At 36.7% G+C, this 22,183-nt stretch carries 20 protein-coding genes; 3 read left to right on the forward strand and 17 right to left on the reverse strand.

What is annotated here, in order from left to right; all coding sequences use genetic code 11:
* Positions 1 to 11 precede the first annotated feature (11 nt).
* On the forward strand, positions 12 to 314 hold the full coding sequence (locus tag DJ93_RS06545; RefSeq protein ID WP_016079286.1) for a contact-dependent growth inhibition system immunity protein: 303 nt from the start codon (positions 12 to 14) through the stop codon (positions 312 to 314).
* Positions 315 to 666: 352 nt separating this feature from the next.
* Here the strand turns inward: DJ93_RS06545 and DJ93_RS06550 are convergent, their stop codons facing one another.
* Positions 667 to 1,215 carry a tyrosine-type recombinase/integrase gene (locus DJ93_RS06550; protein ID WP_042979782.1) on the reverse strand — a complete coding sequence of 183 codons (549 nt, stop codon included), beginning with the start codon at positions 1,213 to 1,215 and terminating at the stop codon, positions 667 to 669.
* 141 nt (positions 1,216 to 1,356) lie between these two features.
* Here DJ93_RS06550 and DJ93_RS32110 point away from each other — a divergent pair, with 141 nt between their 5' ends.
* On the forward strand, positions 1,357 to 1,641 hold the full coding sequence (locus DJ93_RS32110; RefSeq protein WP_142920637.1) for a hypothetical protein: 285 nt from the start codon (positions 1,357 to 1,359) through the stop codon (positions 1,639 to 1,641).
* 662 nt (positions 1,642 to 2,303) lie between these two features.
* A complete protein-coding gene (locus DJ93_RS06555; protein WP_042979784.1) occupies positions 2,304 to 4,268 on the forward strand; it encodes an ATP-binding protein in 1,965 nt (654 codons plus the stop codon).
* Between the two features lie 70 nt (positions 4,269 to 4,338).
* Here DJ93_RS06555 and DJ93_RS06560 read toward each other — a convergent pair whose 3' ends face one another.
* The 16 genes from DJ93_RS06560 to accB form a co-directional block, all read right to left on the reverse strand.
* Complete coding sequence (locus tag DJ93_RS06560; protein ID WP_042979785.1) at positions 4,339 to 5,487, reverse strand: site-specific integrase; 1,149 nt, start codon at positions 5,485 to 5,487, stop codon at positions 4,339 to 4,341.
* Positions 5,488 to 6,146: 659 nt separating this feature from the next.
* Positions 6,147 to 7,121 carry a tyrosine-type recombinase/integrase gene (locus DJ93_RS06565; protein ID WP_042984153.1) on the reverse strand — a complete coding sequence of 325 codons (975 nt, stop codon included), beginning with the start codon at positions 7,119 to 7,121 and terminating at the stop codon, positions 6,147 to 6,149.
* Between the two features lie 150 nt (positions 7,122 to 7,271).
* Positions 7,272 to 8,066: a sporulation transcription factor Spo0A gene (spo0A, locus tag DJ93_RS06570; protein ID WP_042979786.1), complete on the reverse strand. Its 795-nt coding sequence runs from the start codon at positions 8,064 to 8,066 to the stop codon at positions 7,272 to 7,274.
* A gap of 285 nt (positions 8,067 to 8,351) precedes the next feature.
* On the reverse strand, positions 8,352 to 9,650 hold the full coding sequence (gene spoIVB, locus DJ93_RS06575; RefSeq protein ID WP_042979787.1) for a SpoIVB peptidase: 1,299 nt from the start codon (positions 9,648 to 9,650) through the stop codon (positions 8,352 to 8,354).
* Between the two features lie 118 nt (positions 9,651 to 9,768).
* Positions 9,769 to 11,508, reverse strand: a complete 1,740-nt coding sequence (recN, locus tag DJ93_RS06580; protein ID WP_042984154.1) for a DNA repair protein RecN — start codon at positions 11,506 to 11,508, stop codon at positions 9,769 to 9,771.
* Between the two features lie 269 nt (positions 11,509 to 11,777).
* Positions 11,778 to 12,227 carry an arginine repressor ArgR gene (argR, locus tag DJ93_RS06585; RefSeq protein WP_001032581.1) on the reverse strand — a complete coding sequence of 150 codons (450 nt, stop codon included), beginning with the start codon at positions 12,225 to 12,227 and terminating at the stop codon, positions 11,778 to 11,780.
* Between the two features lie 142 nt (positions 12,228 to 12,369).
* Positions 12,370 to 13,209, reverse strand: a complete 840-nt coding sequence (locus tag DJ93_RS06590) for a TlyA family RNA methyltransferase (RefSeq protein WP_042979788.1) — start codon at positions 13,207 to 13,209, stop codon at positions 12,370 to 12,372.
* A gap of 3 nt (positions 13,210 to 13,212) precedes the next feature.
* A complete protein-coding gene (gene dxs, locus DJ93_RS06595; RefSeq protein ID WP_042979789.1) occupies positions 13,213 to 15,105 on the reverse strand; it encodes a 1-deoxy-D-xylulose-5-phosphate synthase in 1,893 nt (630 codons plus the stop codon).
* A gap of 336 nt (positions 15,106 to 15,441) precedes the next feature.
* The gene (locus DJ93_RS06600; RefSeq protein ID WP_042979791.1) at positions 15,442 to 16,335 is read right to left on the reverse strand and encodes a polyprenyl synthetase family protein; all 894 of its coding nucleotides are present in this window, start codon (positions 16,333 to 16,335) and stop codon (positions 15,442 to 15,444) included.
* Entirely contained in the window at positions 16,335 to 16,565 is a 231-nt protein-coding gene (gene xseB, locus DJ93_RS06605) for an exodeoxyribonuclease VII small subunit (RefSeq protein ID WP_002173406.1), read from the reverse strand. The genes DJ93_RS06600 and xseB overlap by 1 nt, the downstream gene beginning before the upstream one ends.
* A complete protein-coding gene (xseA, locus tag DJ93_RS06610; RefSeq protein WP_042979793.1) occupies positions 16,555 to 17,913 on the reverse strand; it encodes an exodeoxyribonuclease VII large subunit in 1,359 nt (452 codons plus the stop codon). The genes xseB and xseA overlap by 11 nt, the downstream gene beginning before the upstream one ends.
* A 26-nt stretch (positions 17,914 to 17,939) precedes the next feature.
* Positions 17,940 to 18,800 carry a bifunctional methylenetetrahydrofolate dehydrogenase/methenyltetrahydrofolate cyclohydrolase FolD gene (gene folD / locus DJ93_RS06615; RefSeq protein WP_042979794.1) on the reverse strand — a complete coding sequence of 287 codons (861 nt, stop codon included), beginning with the start codon at positions 18,798 to 18,800 and terminating at the stop codon, positions 17,940 to 17,942.
* Positions 18,801 to 18,823: 23 nt separating this feature from the next.
* A complete protein-coding gene (gene nusB / locus DJ93_RS06620) occupies positions 18,824 to 19,216 on the reverse strand; it encodes a N utilization substance protein NusB (RefSeq protein ID WP_042979795.1) in 393 nt (130 codons plus the stop codon).
* A gap of 345 nt (positions 19,217 to 19,561) precedes the next feature.
* Positions 19,562 to 19,954, reverse strand: coding sequence for an Asp23/Gls24 family envelope stress response protein (locus DJ93_RS06625; RefSeq protein WP_042979796.1), 393 nt, complete (start codon positions 19,952 to 19,954; stop codon positions 19,562 to 19,564).
* A 22-nt stretch (positions 19,955 to 19,976) separates the two neighbouring features.
* Positions 19,977 to 21,329 (reverse strand): acetyl-CoA carboxylase biotin carboxylase subunit, encoded by a 1,353-nt coding sequence (gene accC / locus DJ93_RS06630; RefSeq protein ID WP_042979797.1) that lies wholly within the window; start codon positions 21,327 to 21,329, stop codon positions 19,977 to 19,979.
* 16 nt (positions 21,330 to 21,345) lie between these two features.
* Entirely contained in the window at positions 21,346 to 21,831 is a 486-nt protein-coding gene (gene accB / locus DJ93_RS06635; RefSeq protein WP_042979798.1) for an acetyl-CoA carboxylase biotin carboxyl carrier protein, read from the reverse strand.
* Between the last annotated feature and the right edge of the window lie 352 nt (positions 21,832 to 22,183).

The raw sequence follows: 22,183 nt of genomic DNA on the forward strand, positions 1-22,183 counted from the left end.
GGAGAATTTGTATGGAAAATAAATATAGCCATTATGAAGAATTAGGTGATTTCTTAGCAGGAACATTTCACCAAGATATTGAATCACCTGAGGAAGCTCTTAATGAATTTATAATGGAAGTTACTAAAATATGTATCGAAAATACCAAAAATGATATACTTTTGTTTTTAAACAGTAATCTAACTGATAGTGAAAAAGAGGAATTTATTAAATATAATGCTTACATTTATTTCCCTGCATTAAACTTAACAGCTATAGAATGGTTACAGCAGACCCTTGAAATACTAAAAGAAGCTATAAAAAGTAAAGAATAAAAACTAAACAAAGCCGACTCAGCTTGATATGAGTCGGCTTTACTATTACTTCACACTCACATACGCATCACTAGCCGTAATGTAGTACGTAGTTCCTTTCAAATTACTAATTAGAGTCGGTATTTTACGTTTTAAAGCCGTTTTCCCTAGAGAATTGTCTAGGAATTTAGCGGTATGTATTCGGAATAGTAGTAATACATAAGAAAGGTTTATAGTCCGTAAAACGTAGAGTATTATCTAGTGATTTAGACCCGAAGTTTTAAATTCTGCACGGATTTTGCGGGCACCTGGCAAAACTTTTTTATTTTTGATAGCCCCGGGGGTAAAAAAGAAGCCGGTATTATTTTACCGACTATAATTTAAACGTTTTTAATTTATCTTCAATTTGTTCCTCTGTAATTCCAATGTATCGTAATGTTATCGAAGGATGACTATGATTTAATATCTTTTGCAACTCCGCTACATCTTTGTGTTGTTTATAGTACCAATATCCGAACGATTTCCTTAACGTATGATTACCTACGCTTTCTACTCCTGCAAAGTCAGCCGCTTTATTTAACTGACGATATGCTTGCGTTGGTGATATCGCCTTGTCTCCCTTGCGTGATGGAAACAACCGCTCGCTATCTAATGTAGATACATATTCTTGTACCTCATCGTATATTGAATCAAGATAGATAGTACGTTTTTTTTGGGTCTTGCCTTCCTTAACGATTGCCTTACGCTTCCCCTTTACGTCCGATACCTTTAGCTTCAATAGATCACCGACACGTAATCCCGTATTAATACCGATCAGGAATAGTATGTAATCCCGTTCACTACAATGCCTACGTAACGCCCACTTAAAATCGTTAATCTTTTCTAAATCTCGAATAGGTTGCACGTCTTTCAATTGATTCATACAAAATACCCCTTTCACTAACGTAATAATATCAACGTTTTGAATGTACGATTTTTTAAACTATCTCTATTTTATCGCCGATACCCCACAACATCAATAAAATAAACGAAATGAATGTACGTTTTTATGTAGAATCATACATTGAAAATGAGAGTCGAGGATTTCGAGGCACGTCTCTTCCAGAGGGGTGAAGCTGGTGAAATCGGAAGTATTCAGAAAGTCATCAAACGAGTTTCTTCTACTACACATAACGAAATAACACCACTTCCGAAAATTTCCGGAGGGTGTCTATCAGACGGCGGAGACTGGCGAAATGTAAACCGTTGTAAAACGCTCAATCCATTTCCTTCTATATATAGCGGAAAAATAGACCGCTTTACATTCACGTTAAAAGTTATCGGAGGGGTCACGTATAACGGGCGTTAGGCTGACGAAAATCACAATGAATCACAACGTTAAAACCTCTTAAATCCTTTGTATATAGCCGTTATTCCTACGACATTTACATTGTGACTTGTTACTATCGAAAAGTTTCGAAGGCGCGTCCGTCTGATCCCTTCGCTCGGTAAAAACCGCAAATTACTACACCGTACTATAGTCGATATAGTCCGTTCCTTCCTTATATGGCGAAGATTATCGGCATTATAGTTCCTTATTGAAATTTCGAAAGGGAGCGTGTGTATGGGCCGGAAAGCTGGCAGAATGGGAACGGTTGGGAAGTCGTTATTGTAAATGCTTCTATATATGCGTAGTGAAATCGATACTTCCCATCGTTAGATATTACGTGGGTTACCTACGATGCACGGTTTCCGTGCGTGGGAGAAATTGTTGAAGAGTGAGACTTAGAGGATGACGTACGTCACGAACGACTGGAAATTAATGTATGAATAGTAATAGTATATAAACGGTGGAAATAACGTCAGATGTTCAATTTTGTTTATAAAACTAGAGCAAATTAATATATTAGCGAACAACCACAAAAATAAATTTATTACAATATATATATAGTTTTTTATGAATAGTTGGTAAAATAATACTATATATTAAAAAATTCACTTTATTTTGTACTTAGTAAGGGGAGAAGATTTATGTCTTTAGAACAATTAGAGGTCCAATTAACTAATGAGCATCTAGAAAAACTACTAAAAACCAAAGCAATTCGTGCTTTAGAAGAGCTTATTTGGAATGCTCTTGATGCTGACGCTGATATAGTTGATATAGTCTTTGAGAAAAATGAACTAAATGGGATTGAATCTATTTTAATTAGTGATAACGGACACGGCATCAATTACGATAATATAGAGCATTTTTTTGGAAGTTTGGGAAATTCTCATAAAGCGGAAAGTAGATTTAGTCCAAAAGGAAGAAAATATCATGGACGAAACGGTGAAGGAAGATACAAAGCTTTTGTATTAGGGACAGACGTAAATTGGGTAACTATTTCGAAACAATCAGAGGGCGTATATAAAACCTTTGAAATCAAGGGTAGATACCCTAACTTAAAATTATTCTCCATTTCAAGACTCGAAGAATCTATCAATAGCAATACAGGTGTAACTGTTCAAATTACAAATTTAAAGCATAAAAATGCTGACGCATTCGCCAACACTTCATCACTAGCACAACAATTGATATCCACTTTTGCTCCATACCTGTTTGTTAATAAAAATACTAAAATTACAGTAGATGGAATTCAGCTTGATGTTAATAACTTCATTAACGATTCCACTGAACAAGAAATCACAGAGGTTTTAGAATCAGGGGATATCATCACAGGAAAAATTAAAATTATTGAATGGAGATCAGGGAACTCTAAAAATACGTTTTTATCCAGTAGTTCTGAAACAAGATGCTATGACGAAGAACCATCAGGCCTAAAAGCTGGTGCATTTCCTCACACAGTATTTATTTCAAGTCCTCTATTCGAAGAACTCACGGATAATCAAATTCAAATACGCGAGTTTAATGAGGGATATAAACGACTAAAAGAACTTTCCATTGAGATTTTAAGGAAAATGTACCGTGAACGACTTGCTCAAGATGCTTCAAATGAAATTAAATCAATAAAAAGGATGAATATATATCCATATACTGGTGTACCTAAAAATGAAGTAGAAAAAGCAACAAGACAAGTATTCGATATATTTGCGGTTAAAGTAAACGAATTAATTCCTGAATTTAGTCGCGCGACAAATAACTCCAAACAATTTACTTATAGACTTTTAAAAGAAGCTTTAGAGTCTAATCCTTCAAGTTTACAACGGATTTTACAAGAAGTACTAGAGTTATCTACTGAGCAACAGGATGAGCTCGCTTCATTACTTAATGAAACTAGTTTAGATTCTATAATAAACACTACAACATTAATATCGAATAGAATAAAATTTTTATACGGACTGGAAGAAATCCTATATGAAAATCAATTCCATAGACGCTTAAAAGAACGTAGTCAATTACATAAAATCCTACTAAATGAACTTTGGTTATTTGGTGAAAAGTATGCATATAGCCATGATGACATAAGCCTAAAGAACGTTCTAAAAAAGCATATAAAAAAACTAGGCCGCGACGAGCTTTTGGAGGAAATTGACTTTTCAAAAGTAACAGGGTTAAATGATATACCTGATATTGGATTGCATAAGCAATGTGTACTCGGTGATCCAGATCACTTAGAAAACTTAGTCATAGAGCTAAAAAGACCATCGTGTACTATCGGTGAAAAAGAGATTAGCCAAATTAAAAATTACGCCTATGCAGTTGAAGAAAATGAGTATTTCGATAAAGAAAAAACAAAATGGAAATTTATACTCTTAGGTGTCAAACTCGATAATTATGCGCTTAGAGAAATAAACCAACAGGGTAGAGTTCGAGGAAATATATATACTTCAGACAATGGAAATATCGAGGTTTGGGTAAAAGAATGGAATCAAATTATTAATGATGCTAAAGGTAAATATCGTTATCTACAAGAAAAACTTGAGTTACAAGTAAAAGATAACAGCTCAGGTATAAACTACTTAAAAGCTAAATATAATCAGTATTTACCAGATTGAACTTACAACTATCCGTATCACTCATTAAAATTACTAAACCGCCTAAATTGGCGGTTATTTTTCGTTTTTCCTACTCCTCAAATATCTCATCCAACTTATCCGCCACTGACCGCTGCATGTTCGGTAGCACATGACTATAGGTATTCAAAGTCGTCTGAATATCCGTATGCCCCAGCCGTTCTGATATCAGCTTTACATTAACGTTCTGTTGTATCAGCATCGTTGCGTGTGTGTGGCGTAGGTCATGGAAACGGATTTTAGGTAGGCCGAGTTTCTCGGTTAAGTTATAGAATTCTATACGACCATTTCTAGGTATTAACGGGTTTCCTTTACGTGCACATATTACTAGATCGTTATTCTCGTAATCTCTACCATGATATAAACGTTCTTTTTTTATCGTTTCACGATGTAACTCTAACTCTCCGATTAGTTTTATCGGAAAATGTACATTACGTATGCTTGCGTTATTTTTAGCGCCAACTTTAATTTTTCCTGATTGGGTTAATGTTTGCCGTATGTAAATTATCCGATTATCGAAATCGATATCTTTCCAACGTAACCCCATAATTTCACCTTGTCTCATCCCCGTTAGTAACGCAATTACACAACAAATATAGATACGTGTAGGTCGATAAACATTCTTCCCCTCATTTATAAAATGGTTCACTTCCTCTAACGTCCATACGTTTATTTCCGATGTTTTTCTTAACTTAGGCAACGTGATTCCTATCGTAGGGTTTTCGTCAATTAACTTTAAGACTTTAGCCTTTTTTAATGAGGCGCTAACTATTCTATAAATAAGATGAACGGTAGCTGGTGAATAACCTATATCAATAGCTAATTCATTAACGAATTTTTGCATATGTATTGGCTCAATCTCTCGCATTCGAAAATGTCCTAATCTCGGTTTAATTACGTTTGTAATATACGTTTTATGTATTTCATAAGTAGTCTCCTGTAAGTGGAATGTGCGCTCTTTCATCCATTCATCAACATATGTAGCATAAGTGAGTTTCGATAAATCAGATCGCTCACCGCTCAACATTTCCGCCTTTAACTTCACCATCGCACCGTGAGCTTCCCGTTTTGTTTTAAATCCCCTTCTACGTATTTGTTTCCGCTTCCCAGTCATGGAATCCTTTGCAATGTTAAATACAAACATCCATTTACCTGTCGCTTTATCTTTACTTACTGTACCGCTTGTCCTTCTCTGTCCCATCTAATATCCCCCCCTTTATTAATTTCGTATTATTTTATCGTTTTCCTCTTACTTAAGGGTTGACCGCCTTCACGCTTTTTGCTAGCAGATGGAGGAAGGTCTAGGAAACGATGGGACAGGCTTCACCCCTACGCTCACAGCGAAAATTGAATGCTGAAAGCGTAAGAGGTAAAGTACATACTAGCGTCAGTCGTTGGCTGAGGTTTCCGCGTACGCCCCTTCCGACTTTAGACTTTCGTCTATAACGTCTTTCTACATCGCAGTACGTCCCACAATGCGCGCGTAAATAACCGCGCCTAACGTTACACCCTGTCACCGTAGTGACAACGTACGTCCTCTCCTTACCGTTAATGGCCGTAACCGCCTAGACCTGTACACACATGGAAGGGTAAATGCGTCGGAAGTACAGCGCCTTACTTTCCGACATCGGCTAGGCTCACCTGTTCAAGTTTTACGAGTGTTAGGTCGTTCCTCGTTCGGAAATCCCGTAACCTAACACCTCTTTTCGTCTAAAAAAGTGTATAGTGAAGAAGCCTTGCATTCCTCGAATTTTTTCGATAAAATGGAGGTGCTGAATGTACGGGATTATCCGTTATTTAGTTTTAAACGTTGAATTGTTTTGAGTCTCCAGTTGGCGCTGGGGACTTTTTCTTTTTCGATTAAATATCTAAATGACTTAACGGCGAATGGCGTTGATATTTCTTTCCTACCTCACCGTCTGTAAAATCTAAATACGCTTTTTGCGTTACTTCTACACTTGAATGGCCTAGAATACGCGATAAAGTTGCGAAATCCCCACCGTTTAGCAAGTAATACTTCGCAAAGTTATTTCGTAACTGGTGCGGGTGTATATCTACTCCGACCTTCTTACCGGCCATTCTAAGCGATCTCTCAAAGTTACGTATTTCTAATTTAGTCCCTCTTATCGTTGGGAACAGGTAAACGCTATTTGAATAACGATCCCTGTATAGTAACCAACCCTTTAAATCTCTCGACATCTTGAAGGAGAAATAGACATAACGTTGTTGGTTATTCTTAGGGTTTTCGATAATAATAGACTTTGTTTTAAAATCTAAAGTGTCTGGCGTAAGCGATAAGCATTCTCCGATTCGCATTCCGGTGTCTAGTATTAATCGTGTTATTAACCAATCTCTATAACCGTGAAAAGTCGTATTATCAAATATTCCTATTACGTTTAGTAATTCTTCCTTCGATAATAACGGTTTCTTCTTACGGCTTGGTTTTATATTCTCTATTGCTTCGACTGGATTCTTGCGTATTTCTCGTTCTACTTCGTATAAATAATTAAAGAACACTTTTATATTTCGAATATAATTAGCAATTGTTGTCGAGCTAATAGGCTTGCTATAATCTTCACGTTTATGCGGAAAATTTACATTCACAGATTTGTCGTTAACTGTAACCGTATATTTCCCCCGTTCTCTTAAATATTTAATATAATGACGTATATGGGCCGATTTAACCTTATCGACCTCATTTATATCGAATTCATTTTGCATATACGCCGAAAATAACTTTAACGTCTGTTCATAACTTCGTAATGTCTTGACGGACAAATTCTTCGATGTACAATACAACATAAAGTTTTCAATCTGAAAATTAAATTCGGACAACAAAAAACACCGCCTCTCAATAGTTTGTAAAAACTACCGAAAGACGGCGTTTATCGCCTTTTGACCGTATTATTTATCGGTCAGAAAAGATATTTATCGCTCAACGATCTCTAACGTTAATATTGTCGTAAACCCTTATCGCGTCAACGATTAGCTAGCCTTATGTTCAAGTCTTAGCTTATCCGCAACCATTGCGATGAACTCGGAATTCGTAGGTTTTGCTTTTGACATGGATACCGTATAACCAAATAAAGACGAAATGGAATCAATATTCCCACGGCTCCAGGCTACTTCAATCGCATGGCGGATTGCTCGTTCTACACGACTTGCTGTTGTGTTATATTTCTTTGCGATATCCGGATATAATACTTTCGTAATAGACCCTAATAATTCGATATCATTATAAACCATAGAAATTGCCTCTCGTAAGTACATATATCCTTTAATATGTGCAGGTACACCAATTTCATGAATAATACTCGTAATACTTGCATCTAAATTTTTCGGTTTTCCATCTACTGTTGTTGCTGATCGGAAAGATGGTAGCGGGCGTTTAATAGTATTATTTGTTTTACCACTTACTTGACGAATATGACTTGTTAAATTCTCCATATCAAATGGCTTTAATATGAAATACGATGCACCTAAATCAACTGCTTTCTTTGTTACATCCTCTTGCCCGAATGCCGTCAACATAATAACATTCGGCTGTTTTAGTCTTTCAATATGTCGCATTTTCTCTAGCACAGCTAGACCATCTAAATGTGGCATAATAATATCTAAAACAAGTACATCGGGTTGTCTTTCTTTCAATAAGTTTAAACATTCTTGTCCATTATAAGCAGTTCCAATGACCTCCATATCGTCCTGAGCAGCAACATAACTTTCTAACATTGATACCAATTCTTTATTATCATCCACAAGACATACTTTAATTTTCTCCACAGCTTTTCCTCCCTTACCGAATCGATTCTTCCGACATGTGTAAGCTTCTAGGCTACATGAATTGTTCGACAATTGTGTGAAAATTCCCTTTTAAAGTTTGTTACTTTCCGATAAAATCACAAAAAAATATGTTTATCGTTCATTTATTGTCTTTCGCAACACATTCCATCATAGAATTACAACGAAACGTTCAACCCTTTGCTTACATTTTACAACAAAAAACAGCTCTTGCGGAACTTTTACAAAATTTCAACGAATTTCACAAAAAAAGCAAACTGATATGTATCAGCTTGCTTTTCTTTCTTGTTCATAAATATTAATTCCTGCTTCATGTAACATCCATTCAATATGAACACCATATCCTGACGTCGGGTCATTTACAAACACATGTGTAACAGCACCGATTACTTTTCCATCTTGAACAATTGGACTCCCGCTCATACCTTGTACAATCCCACCTGTTTTCGCTAACAAGCGTTTATCTGTAACTTTTATAACCATACCTTTTGTAGCCGGGAACTTTTGTGGTACTGTACTAACAATTTCAATATCAAATGCTTCTACTTTATCTTGATCGATTACCGTTAATATTTTTGCTGGTCCTTCTTTTACTTGATGCGATAATGCAATTGGCATCTCTTTATCCATTATTCCATTTTTCATACCAGTATTTAATTTTCCAAAAATACCAAATGGACTGTTTATTGTAATATTACCAATTACCTCACGGTCCGGTGAAAATCTGGCTAATTTCTCCCCAGGATTTCCATGACTACCACGTTCAATAGATGTAACTGTCGAACGCATGATTTGTCCATCTTCTACTTGAATTGGCTTTTTCGTATCATTATCAGAAATCACATGACCAAGCGCTCCATATTTCATGGAATCCGGGTGAACAAAAGTCATCGTTCCGATACCAGCTGCTGAATCACGAATGTACAGACCTATTCGATAAGAAGATTCACCGTTATCTTTTTGTGGTGTTAACTTAGTACGAATATACTTTCCATCTCTTAACAAAACAAGATTAAGCGGTTCACCTGTCTCTCCACTATCATGAATAAACGGTGCTACATCGCTCATTCGCTCAATTGTTTTCCCGTTAATTTCAGTAATCATATCTCCAACTTGCACACCAGCTGCTTCACCAGGAGATACTTTCCCTTTTTCAGTTTGAATTAAATGATGGCCTACAACAAGTACACCTTTCGTGTTTAATTTCACTCCGATGGATTGTCCACCTGGAATTACTTTAAAATCTTTTAACACTTTCACATTTACCTTCTTTACCGGAAAACCAGCAAGTTGAAACACCATATCCGCTTCACCATTTTGATGCGAATTTACCATAAGCCCCTGTTCTTTTTCATCTGAACTTACTGTAAAAACATTATGATTTGTAGATGAAGCCTGAAAAACTGGTAATGATGCTATCTCTGATTGTTGTCCTTCAAAAATAACAAGTTGCTTAGGGGATGAGATAAACGTCCGAAGCGGTTTAAAACATCCGATAAAAATTACAGAAACAAGGAGACAAAGACCTATTATTTTTCGAAATCGTTCTAATTTCAATTCGTTCACTCTCCTCGCTCCTACCCCACATTCAGCCTCTTGGCTTCATCTTTTAATCTCTCCTTGCAGCGCTCTGTTTATAACCGGAAGAATTAAGAAATCATCTTTTGAGAAAAAAAGCTATCCATTATTGGATAGCTTCTGCTGTCTGTTTAAAGTGGTGTGCTTGCGTAAGTAGCTCTTTTGCATGCTCTGTCGTCAAATCTGTAATTTCCACACCAGAAATCATTCGGGCAATTTCTGTTACTTTATCATCTGTACTTAATACAGTAACTGATGTAATCGTCCGATCATTCGCAACTTGTTTACGGATGAATAAATGCGAATCCGCCATCGAAGCTACTTGAGGTAAGTGCGTAATACAAAGTACTTGTGAGTTTACTGATACTCGATAAATCTTTTCGGCAATTGCTTGCGCAACCCGGCCACTAACACCTGTATCCACTTCATCAAAAATGACAGATGCAACGCCTTGATGCTTAGAAAAAATACTTTTTAAAGCTAAAATAATACGAGACAACTCTCCACCAGAAGCAACTTTGGAAAGTTGCTTTAACGGTTCGCCTGGATTCGTTGAAATATAAAATTCTACATGATCATATCCATCCGCAGTAAGTCTCACTGGCGTCCCCTCTACAAGTGGATCCTCTATATTTCCTTCTCGCTTCGTAATTCTCACTTCAAATTTCGTTTTTTCCATATACAATTCTTTCAATTCTTGGTGGATTGCGTTTGTAAGATGATCCGCAAGCCCATGGCGCATATCGCTTAACAGCATTGCTTCTTTCAAAATCACGCCTTCTAATTCTTTTAATTTCTTTTTCGTCGTTTCAATATGCACGTCTTTATTCTCAATTGTAAATATTTCTTGTTCAATTTTATCAGCATACGCTAAAATCTCTTCTACAGTATTCCCATATTTTCTCTTTAACATACGAATTTCATTTAAGCGCGTTTCAATTTCATCTAAACGATTTGGATCATATTCCATCATATCCAGCTTTTCTCTAAGCTGATATGCAACTTCTTCTAATAAGTAATAGCTATTTGCAATCGTATCATGGTTTTCTTGGTACGCCTCATCTAAATGCGTAATACTCTCCATTTGTCCCATCGCATTTCTTACATGGTCTAACCCTTGTCCATCCGCACTTAATGAACGATATGCATCACCTAACGCTTTATAAATCTTTTCAAAGTTAGAGATTTTCAATCGTTCTTCAATCAATTCATTCTCTTCATCCATCTTCAAATCCGCTTTACGAATTTCTTCATGCTGGAATTGAATTAAATCTAACCGATGAGCCATCTGCTGTTCATTTTCACTTAAAGATTTAAGCTGTTTCTTTAGCTGCTCATAATCAATGTATACATTTTGATATATTTCTAATTGCTTTACAATTCGATTTCCATCAAAATGATCAAGCATAAACAAATGACGTTCTTCATTCATTAAATCTTGCGTTTCATGTTGTCCATGAATATCAACAAGTGTTTTTCCAATTTCTTTTAGTATACTTAATGTGACAAGCTTACCATTTACACGGCATACGCTTTTTCCATTTGCAGCAATATCACGTTTTAAAATGATCATGCCATCTTCTATTTCTATATCTAATTCTGCTGCTTTTGCAATACACGGATGTTTGTCATCCTCTACATAAAACAAACCTTCAATCTCAGCTTTTTCTGTTCCATATCGAACAAATTCCGCTGAGCCACGACCGCCAACAAGCAGACTAATTGCATCAATAATAATTGATTTTCCAGCTCCTGTTTCACCACTTAAAACAGTTAAACCTTTTTGGAAAGAAATATTTAATGCCTCAATAATAGCAAAGTTTCTAATCGATAATTCCGATAACAATGCCCCATTCACCTCGTTATAAACTAATCCCCTAATAAGGGCTTTTCCTGAGTGTTTTTCACTCAAATAGTTATCCAATATGTTGTATATATCATTCACGTTTCTAACCCGCTCCATTGTACCAAACATTTGTTTTACGGGTCAATCCATCTATTTCCTAACTTTATTCCCGAAAAATAATATATTGTATTTGAAAGTCACTGTTTTTAACAATAAAAAATATCTTGTTTACTTTCCGCTTTTTAAAGGAAAGTAAACAAGATTCTTTTTTACAGCATATTTAAGAAACGATCAGATACAACACCTGTATCTTCAGGTGTACGGCAAATAATTAAGCAAGTATCATCACCACAAATGGTTCCGATGATCTCATCCCACTCTAAATGATCAATAAGTGCCCCGAGTGAATGAGCGTTACCAGGCAATGTTTTTAGCACAAGCATATGTCCTGCCGTGTCTAATTTTACAAATGAATCCACTAGATTTCGCTTTAATTTTTGCAATGGGTTAAATCGCTGATCTGCTGGTAAGCTATATTTATAGCGCCCATCATGTAATGGCACCTTTACTAAGTGCAGTTCCTTAATATCACGCGATACAGTTGCTTGCGTTACATTAAATCCCTCATTACGTAAAATATCAACTAATTCATCTTGTGTTTCAATTTCTTTGTTCGCAATAATTTCCCTGATTTTAATATGGCGCTGACCTTTATTCATACATTTGCACCTCACACTATCTCTTACCATAGTTTAAACATTGGTATACTTCACTTATTTATGTTAACTTATAATCCGTTACTTGTACACAATTGTTTTTACAATCATTATACAATTCCAACAAAAAGAGGAACAACATATGTTATTCCCCTTTCCCTTTTTGTTTTAAGACTTCATGCGCCTCTGTAACAACTTGTTCTATAGAAATTGGAGAATGATTTCCACCACTCTCACGTTCACCGTGCCATTTTAGATGAATTAAAAACTCAATATTACCATCGCCACCTGTAATAGGCGAGAATGTTAAGCCTTCTACATCATATCCTTCTTTTATTGCGAAGTCGACAATCATTTCTACGACAGCTTCGTGCACTTTCCTATCACGAACAATACCCTTCTTCCCAACTTGATCTCTTCCGGCTTCAAACTGCGGTTTGATTAACGCCGCGACATCACCATTTGGCATAAGCATTGTTTTTAAAACCGGTAAAATAAGCTTTAAAGATATGAAAGAAACATCGATACTAGCAAACTGCGGTAATCCACGCCCTAGGTCTGCTGGTGTCACATAACGGAAGTTTGTTCGTTCCATCACGACAACACGCTCATCCTGACGCAATTTCCATGCAAGTTGGTTATAACCTACATCTAAAGCATAGGATAATTTCGCTCCATTTTGAAGCGCACAATCTGTAAAACCACCAGTTGATGAACCAATATCTAACATAATTTTATCTTGTAAATCAAGGTGAAATGTCTCTAATGCCTTTTCAAGCTTATAACCACCACGGCTCACGTATGGCATAACTTGTCCCTTCACCGTAATTTGTGTATCTTGCGGAATTTTCTCCCCTGGTTTATCGAGTCTCATTTCATTCGCATATACGAGCCCCGCCATAACAGCACGTTTCGCCTTCTCACGCGTTTCTATAAGTCCTCGCTCTACTAATAGTACATCTACTCTTTCTTTTTTTACGCTCATTTGTTACGCCCTTTTTTGTTTTGATGGAATCATTGTATGAATACGGTCTACAACATCGTCTGTCGTTAAACCAATTTCTTCTAACAGCTTTGTTACGCTACCATGCTCAATAAAATGATCCGGAATGCCCATTCGTTCAATTAAAGCACTATGGTACCCATGATCAGCAGCAAACTCAACCACTCCCGTTCCAAAACCACCGATTAAACAAGCTTCTTCAATTGTTAAAATCGGTATGTTTTTCCCTAAGAGCTCATGTAAATACGTTTCATCCATTGGTTTAATAAAGCGAGCATTTACTACTTTCACTGAAACGCCAGCTTTCTCAAGACGCTCCGCCGCTTCCATTGCCATTGTAATTGTTGTACCAAACGTTAAAATAGCAGCTTGTGTACCTTCTTTTAATGTCTCCCATGTACCAATTGGGATCGTTTGTAATTCTTCATCCATATGAACGCCAATTCCGTTTCCGCGTGGATAACGTAAAGCAATCGGTCCATCTTCATACTGCATCGCTGTATATACTAAATGTTGACCTTCATTTTCATCTTTTGGCATCATAAGTACGATATTTGGCAAGTGACGTAAAAACGAGATGTCAAATACACCTTGATGCGTTTCACCATCTGCTCCAACTAATCCTGAGCGATCGATTCCAATAAAGACATTTAAATTTTGACGACATATGTCATGTACCACTTGGTCATATGCTCTTTGTAAAAATGTTGAATAAATCGCTAAGAATGGCTTCATTCCTTGTGTTGCCATACCTGCAGCCATCGTTGTAGCATGCTGCTCGGCAATCCCTACATCAATCATTCGATCTGGGAATTCTTTTTGGAAATTCTCCAATTTCGAACCAACTGGCATTGCCGGAGTAATCGCAACAATGCGCTCATCCGTTTTCGCTAACTTACGTACCGTTTCACTGACAACAGCACTCCATGCTGGTGCAACTTCCTTCGGCTTTACAAAGTCACCTGATTCAATTTTATAAGGTCCTGTTCCATGCCAAGTTCCGATAACATCACTCTCAGCTGGTTTATAACCTTTTCCTTTTTTCGTAATTACATGAACGAGTACTGGCCCTTTTGTTTTCTTTGCATATTGCAACGTCTCAAATAGCTTTTCATAATCATGACCATCCACTGGCCCTAAATATGTAAAGCCTAATTCTTCAAAAAAGACACCTGATACTAGTAAATATTTTAGACTATCTTTTATTTTTTCAGCTGTCGCAGCGACTTTTCCACCAACTGCTGGGATTTTCTTCAGTATATACTCTAGTTCGTCTTTTACCCATTGGTATTTTCCAGCTGTACGCAAGCGACCAAGCACATTATGAAGTGCGCCGACATTCGGTGCAATCGACATTTCATTATCATTTAAAATAACAATCATATCTGTTTTTTCATGCCCAATATGGTTTAATGCTTCTAAAGCCATTCCGCCCGTTAAAGCTCCATCTCCAATGATTGGTATAACATATTCTTTCGTTTTCTTTAAATCACGTGCAAGGGCCATTCCCATTGCAGCAGATAATGATGTCGAACTATGACCAGTTTCCCATACATCATGCTCACTCTCACAGCGTTTTGGGAAACCACATAGCCCTTTATATTGTCTTAATGTACCAAAATTTTTTGCACGTCCTGTCAAAATTTTATGAACATAGGATTGATGTCCTACATCCCATAAAAATTTATCTTTTGGACTATCAAACAATTTGTGCAAAGCAATTGTGAGTTCTACTACACCTAAGTTCGGAGCAATATGTCCACCTGTTTGAGAGAGCTCTTCAATTAAAAACTTACGAATATCCTCACCCAATGCCTCTAGTTCACTGATAGACATATCTTTCAAAAAACTAGGGTCTTGAATTTGCGCTAGATCCACATGGATCACTCACTTTCATTTCATAATCTTTTAACATGTCAAATATTATAAAAACCGTTTACACAACACAAGAAATTTTTTATTATTTTTATCTTGTCCTGTTTCAGCAAATACTTCCATTTTTCTTTACGAGACATCTATTTTCTATAAGAATGTAGCTCACTTATCATGTCATAAATCAGACTTCCTTGTGTGATGAAAAAAGAGCCGCTAACACAAAGTGATAACGGCAACGTAATCTAAATATATTTTTGCCAATAACAAGAAAAGAAAAACCTTTTCCTACATTTATATCATAAAATGATAAATGACTCAACAAATGAAAAGGCTGTTATATTAGTTATTACGTTTTGCGATTAAATCACAAATGGATAATAAATATTCATCTTGTAATTGTAAAGGCGCGATAGCATCTTTCGCTTTCGCAATCGTTTCTTCTAAGATAGACTTCGCCTCATCTATTGTAAATAACGTCGTATATGTGCTCTTTTCATTAGAAGCATCACTACCAATCGGCTTTCCAATCTCTTCTTCCGTTCCTTCTACATCGAGAATATCATCTCGAATTTGGAAAGCTAGACCGATATATTTTGCAAATGAAAGTAATTTTTCTTCTTGTTCTTGCGTAGCACCCGCAAGTATAGCACCTGCAAGCACAGCATATTCTAACAGCCTTCCTGTCTTATGCTTATGAATGTATTCTAATTCATTACGTGTAAGCCGTTTTCCTTCTGCTTCCATATCCGCTACTTGTCCAGCAACCATTCCTTCTGGTCCAGCTGCTTTCGCGAGTTCCAGTGCAAGTCTCAATTTCTTGTCAGGAGCAATTTCTCTATGCTCATACGCTGTCACAACTTGAAAAGCATATGTTAACAAACCATCCCCTGCTAAGACTGCCATCGCTTCACCAAATACTTTATGATTCGTTGGCTTTCCGCGCCTTAAATCATCATCGTCCATACATGGTAAATCATCATGAATTAATGAATATGTATGAATCATTTCAAGAGCACAAGCTGCACCTATCCCAAGATCTCTTTCTTTTCCGAACACTTGCAAAGTTGCAAATAAAAGCAACGGGCGGAGACGCTTTCCACCCGCTTCCAATGAATATGCCATCGCTTCACGAAGCACATTTGGACATTGTAATTCATTTGCATAGCTTACAAGCTTCTCTTCTACGAAAGTTTTACTCTCTTTCACAAAAGTATCAAAAGCTACATATGCCACTACGCTTCATCTCCTAAAGCAGTAAACGGTTCAAGCTCTCCATCTTCCCCAAGGATAACTGCCATTTGTTCTTGTACATCTTTCAATTTCTCATCACAAAGCTTAGATAATTCCATACCTTCTTTAAAATATGAAATCGCTTCTTCTAAAGGTACATCACCTTGTTCAAGCTTAGAAACGAGATGTTCAAGCTGCGAAATTGCCTCTTCAAAGCTTAATTTATTTTCCATTATTCAATTCACGCTCCTCTATGCCTGATACGTTACAATCTAGTATTCCATCTTGTAATTGAACTGAAACAGCATCTCCAAGGCCGACATCTTTCACACTCTTTAACACTTGCTTCTCTTCACTATATACAAGCCCATATCCTCTCATCATTACTTTAAGCGGACTTAGAGCTTCCAGTTTTTGAGCCGCTCTCACAAACGCAAACTCTTTCGTTTGCAATACTGTTTGCATTTCACGTTGCAATTGCTTTTGCAATGTTTCTATCGCTGTCTTCGTTTGCATAATCTTTTGAGAGGGATGATGCTTCTCTAGGTAAAATGAAAGTTGCTTTAATTGATTTACCTTTTTATCTATATAGCGTTCTTTCGCTAAAACAAGTTGCTCAAGAGCACGATCTAATTGCTCTTCCTTTTGCTCGTACACTTGCCGTGGATAACGGAATGCATATGACTTTTGCAACACTTGTAATTTTTCTTGTTTCTTATGTACCATCTCTCGCATCGCTCTTTGCAATCTGAGAGTTCTTTGTAACACTTTCTCTTGTAACTCAAGAATATTAGGTGCTGCGAGTTCCGCTGCTGCAGTTGGTGTTGGTGCACGTAAATCAGCAACAAAATCAGCTATTGTAAAGTCTGTTTCATGCCCTACAGCTGAAATAATCGGAATCTTACTTGCAAAGATTGCTCTTGCAACCATTTCCTCGTTAAAGGCCCACAATTCTTCAATCGAGCCACCACCACGCCCAACAATTAATACATCTATATCTCCCATTTCATTCGCTGTATGAATAGCTTGTACAATTGAGGGAGCCGCTGACTCCCCTTGTACAAGTACTGGAAATACAATGACATTTCCAATTGGATAACGCCGTTTAATCGTTGTTATAATATCTCGAATTGCTGCACCTGTCGGTGAAGTAATGACACCAATTGTTTTTGCATATGCAGGAATCTGTTGCTTATAAACTCGCGAAAACAATCCTTCTTCCTCTAATCGAACCTTTAACTGTTCATATGCTAAGTGTAGATTTCCTACACCATCAGGCTGCATATCTTGAATATAAATTTGATAAGAACCACTCGCCTCGTAAACAGAGATTTTCCCTTTTACAAGTACCTTCATTCCATTCTCTGGCCTGAATTTAATATTACGATTATGACCCGCAAACATAACCGCTGCGATTCTTGCATTTTCATCTTTCAATGTGAAATACATATGACCACGGCTATGATATTTAAAGTTTGAAATTTCACCTTTTAACCAAACAGACTGCAAATGCGGGTCATACTCTATTTTCGTTTTTATATAGCGTGTTAATGCTGTAACGGTTAAATATTGCTTCTCCATTTCTCTCTCCTCATAGCCATTTCAAATTAATTACAAACAACACCTGCACGTTTAGCAGATTCAACTGTGTTATGAAGCAGCATTGTAATCGTCATTGGACCGACTCCCTTTGGTACCGGTGTAATGTAACCTGCAACGTCTAATACATTGTCGAAGTCAACATCGCCACAAAGCTTGCCTGTTTCCAAACGGTTAACCCCAACATCAATTACAACTGCGCCTTCTTTTATATACTCAGCTGTTACCATTTTTGGTCTTCCAACAGCTACAATTAAAATATCAGCTAACTTACACAATTCTTTTATGTTTTTCGTTTTAGAATGACAGTACGTCACAGTTGCATTTTCATTTAAAAACAGCTGTCCTACTGGCTTTCCAACAATATTACTTCTTCCAATTACAACAACATGTTTTCCGGAAATATCAAGATTTGTTTCTTTCACTAATTCCAAAATGCCATGTGGTGTACACGGGAGAAATGTATCTTGCCCCGTCATCATACGGCCCACGCTGATTGGGTGAAATCCGTCTACATCCTTTTCAGGTGAAATTCTTTCAATGATAGCTTTCTCTTCAATATGTTTTGGTACAGGTAATTGCACTAATATGCCATTAATACGGTCATCCTCATTTAAGCGATCAATCTCAGCAAGCAAACGCTCCTCTGTAATCGTCTCTGGAAATTCAATTAGCTCTGAATAAATCCCAACTTGCTCACAGCCCTTCTCTTTCCCTTTTACGTAAGAACGAGAAGCTGGATCTTCTCCAACTAAAATAACTGCTAATCCTGGTACAATCCCTTGCTCTTTCAACTTCACAACTTCTTCTTTTAATTGTGTTCGTTTTTTCTCCGCAACTTCATTTCCTTTGATGATTACTGCTACCATTTTAAGATTCCCCCTTAAAGAAATTACAGTGTCTCTTTTATATTAGATAAAACGCCGTTAATGAAACGACGAGATTCCTCATCCCCAAATGTTTTAGCAATTTCAATTGCTTCGTTAATTGTTACATTATGTGGAATTTCTTCCATGTATTTCATTTCATACACAGCGACACGTAAAATACTGCGATCCACAATACTAATACGCTCTAGTTTCCACTTCTTTAAGTTTTGACGAATCGCTTCATCGATTGCTTCTTTGTTTTCCACAAATCCCACAACAAGTGATTCTAAAAACTCATTTGTTTCTTCACCTTCATCTAGCGTGTTTTCCACCGCTACTTTCGGTTCTAATTCTCCGGTAATATCCATTTGGTATAATGCTTGCATGGCTCTTTCTCTGGCCGTCCTACGTTTCATTGTAACTCTCCTTTATACTTCAAATCTTTCCTTATGTTTTGTTATATTATTATAATTTATAAGCCGTCAATTTACTTACTCTTGTAGTTTTCATTGATTTTCCAACCTTATAATACAATGATAATAACACAATTTATCGTTTCATACACGGGGTACAAGGCTGAAAAATAATAAAAAGATTAACTTCAAGTTCCATATCTTATCACAATGTACGTTTTTTGGAAAAACGTATGATTCCTTTTGTTTATTTCTCATTTTTTGAAATAGTATAATAATTAGAGGCTTTTATTTGTGAAGAAATGAAACGATAAAAAAGGTGCCTGTGTTTAGGCACCTTTTTCATTCTTACACTGGTTCGATTTCTGTTTTTTGTGTTTCGAATGTTACGCCAACGATGTGAACATTCACTTCTTTTGGCTCAAGACCTGTCATTGTAAAGAGCGCTTGGCGAATGTTATCTTGAATTTTTTGTGCAACAACTGGAATTGCTACACCAAAATACATAACAACATAAAGGTCAACGATAATATCTTCGTTCGCTAATTCAACCTTTACACCTTTACCATGATTTTTCTTACCTAACTTCTCAACAACATCTGTAGCAAAATTACCACGCATTGCCGCGACACCATCTACTTCAGCAGCCGCAATACCTGCAATTACTTCAATTACTTCTGGTGCAATTTCTACTTTTCCAAGAGTTGTATCTTGACCCATATCTAACATATGTTCAGCCATGAAAAAAACCTCCTTTAATGTATCACTGCGTCACAAGTTCATGCTCTTCCAAAAATTTCGTGTTAAATTCACCTTTTACAAAATCAGGATGATCTAGCAATTGCAAATGGAACGGGATTGTTGTATGTACGCCTTCAATGACAAATTCACTGAGCGCTCGCTTCATTTTTGCAATTGCTTCTTCACGTGTTTTTCCGTGAACAATTAATTTGGCAACCATCGAATCATAGAAAGGTGGAATTGAATACCCTGGATAAACAGCTGAATCGACGCGAATACCAAATCCGCCTGGTGGTAAGTACATTTCCACTTTACCTGGAGATGGCATAAATTTTTTGGCAGGGTTTTCCGCATTAATTCGACATTCAATTGCCCAACCATTAAATTGTACTTCTTCTTGCTGTAACAATAACTTTTCTCCAGAAGCAACACGAATTTGTTCTTTAATTAAATCCATCCCTGTGACCATTTCAGTAACCGGATGTTCAACTTGAATTCGCGTGTTCATCTCCATGAAATAAAAGCTTTTCGTTTTATATTCATAAATAAACTCAACTGTACCAGCACCTGTATAATCAACCGCTACCGCTGCTTTCACCGCCGCATCACCCATTTGCTTGCGAATATTTTCATCAAGTGCAGGCGATGGACTCTCTTCTAATAACTTTTGCAAACGGCGCTGAATTGTACAATCACGCTCTCCTAAATGAATGGCATTTCCATGTGTATCTGCCATTATTTGAATCTCAACATGGCGGAAATCTTCAACGTACTTCTCTAAGTATACACCAGGGTTCCCAAAAGCGGTACTAGCTTCTTGCTGTGTAATTTGAATTCCTTTCACAAGCTCCTCTTCATCGCGTGCAACACGAATACCTTTTCCGCCACCACCAGCAGTCGCTTTAATAATAACAGGATATCCAATTTGATTAGCAAGCTTAATCGCTTCTTCGGTATTTTTAATAATCCCTTGTGAACCTGGTACAATCGGAACCCCTGCTTCTTTCATTGTATCACGAGCAACGTCTTTTGTGCCCATCTTTGAAATAGCTTCTGGACTCGGACCGATAAAAATCAAATTACATTCACGGCATAACTCTGCAAAATCTGCATTCTCCGCTAAAAAACCATACCCAGGATGGATTGCATCACACCCTGTTAATTTTGCAACACTTATAATATTTGTTAGATTTAAATAGCTTTCTTTCGAAATCGTTGGCCCAACGCAATATGCTTCATCTGCAATTTGCACATGAAGTGACTCTTTATCTGCTTCTGAATAAATAGCAACTGTTTCAATATTCATTTCTTTGCAAGCACGAATAATTCGTACCGCAATTTCCCCACGATTAGCTATTAATACTTTTTTTATCATCACAAAGACTCCCTTATTACGCTTTTACAAGAAATAGCGGTTGTCCATACTCAACAAGTTGTCCATTATTAACGAGGATTTCAACAATTTCTCCCTCTACATCGGCATCAATCTCGTTAAACAACTTCATTGCCTCAACAATACATACGATAGAATCTTTTGATACTCTGTCTCCAACACTTACATATGGAGGCGTATCAGGTGAAGAAGAAGCATAGAATGTTCCTACCATTGGTGAAGTGATTTTATGTAGGTTCTCATTATTCACAACTTTCTTCTCTTCTTGTTTTGGCACTTCTACTTGTGCTGCAGCTACCGCTGTTTCAACTTCTACAGCTGCTGGCTGTGCTATTTGCTTCACTACAGGTGCTTGCACAGTAACGACTTCATTACCACGTTTTTTCATTTTGATTGTTGTACCGTCTTTTTTGTATTCAAATTCATCAATATTAGAGCTATCAATTAATTTAATTAATTCACGAACTTCTTGAATTTTAAACATATAAAATCCACTCCCATACACTTGTTTGTCCCGTTTTTACAGATTACCAGCATGTAAAACTAGATCGACTGTAAAAATACGATGTATCTATTAGAAAGATCATTCCTATGACATTTACTAATAGAAATATTTACTATTTCCATCTTACGATAAATATTTTAAACATTCCAATTTTATATTTCTTTACGATAAATGAAATCTCCTGTAAAAATATTATTCCACTAGAAATTTAATACCTAGTAATAATACCAAGTTTCACACGAAATTGGCAAGACCACTTCCTAAAAAACATCCTTTTTCTTTCTTCAAGCACCCGTCTGTACACACATATTTCCCCTTTCATGCTTCATTT

The sequence above is a fragment of the Bacillus clarus genome (assembly GCF_000746925.1).
In the GTDB taxonomy this organism is placed as follows: domain Bacteria; phylum Bacillota; class Bacilli; order Bacillales; family Bacillaceae_G; genus Bacillus_A; species Bacillus_A clarus.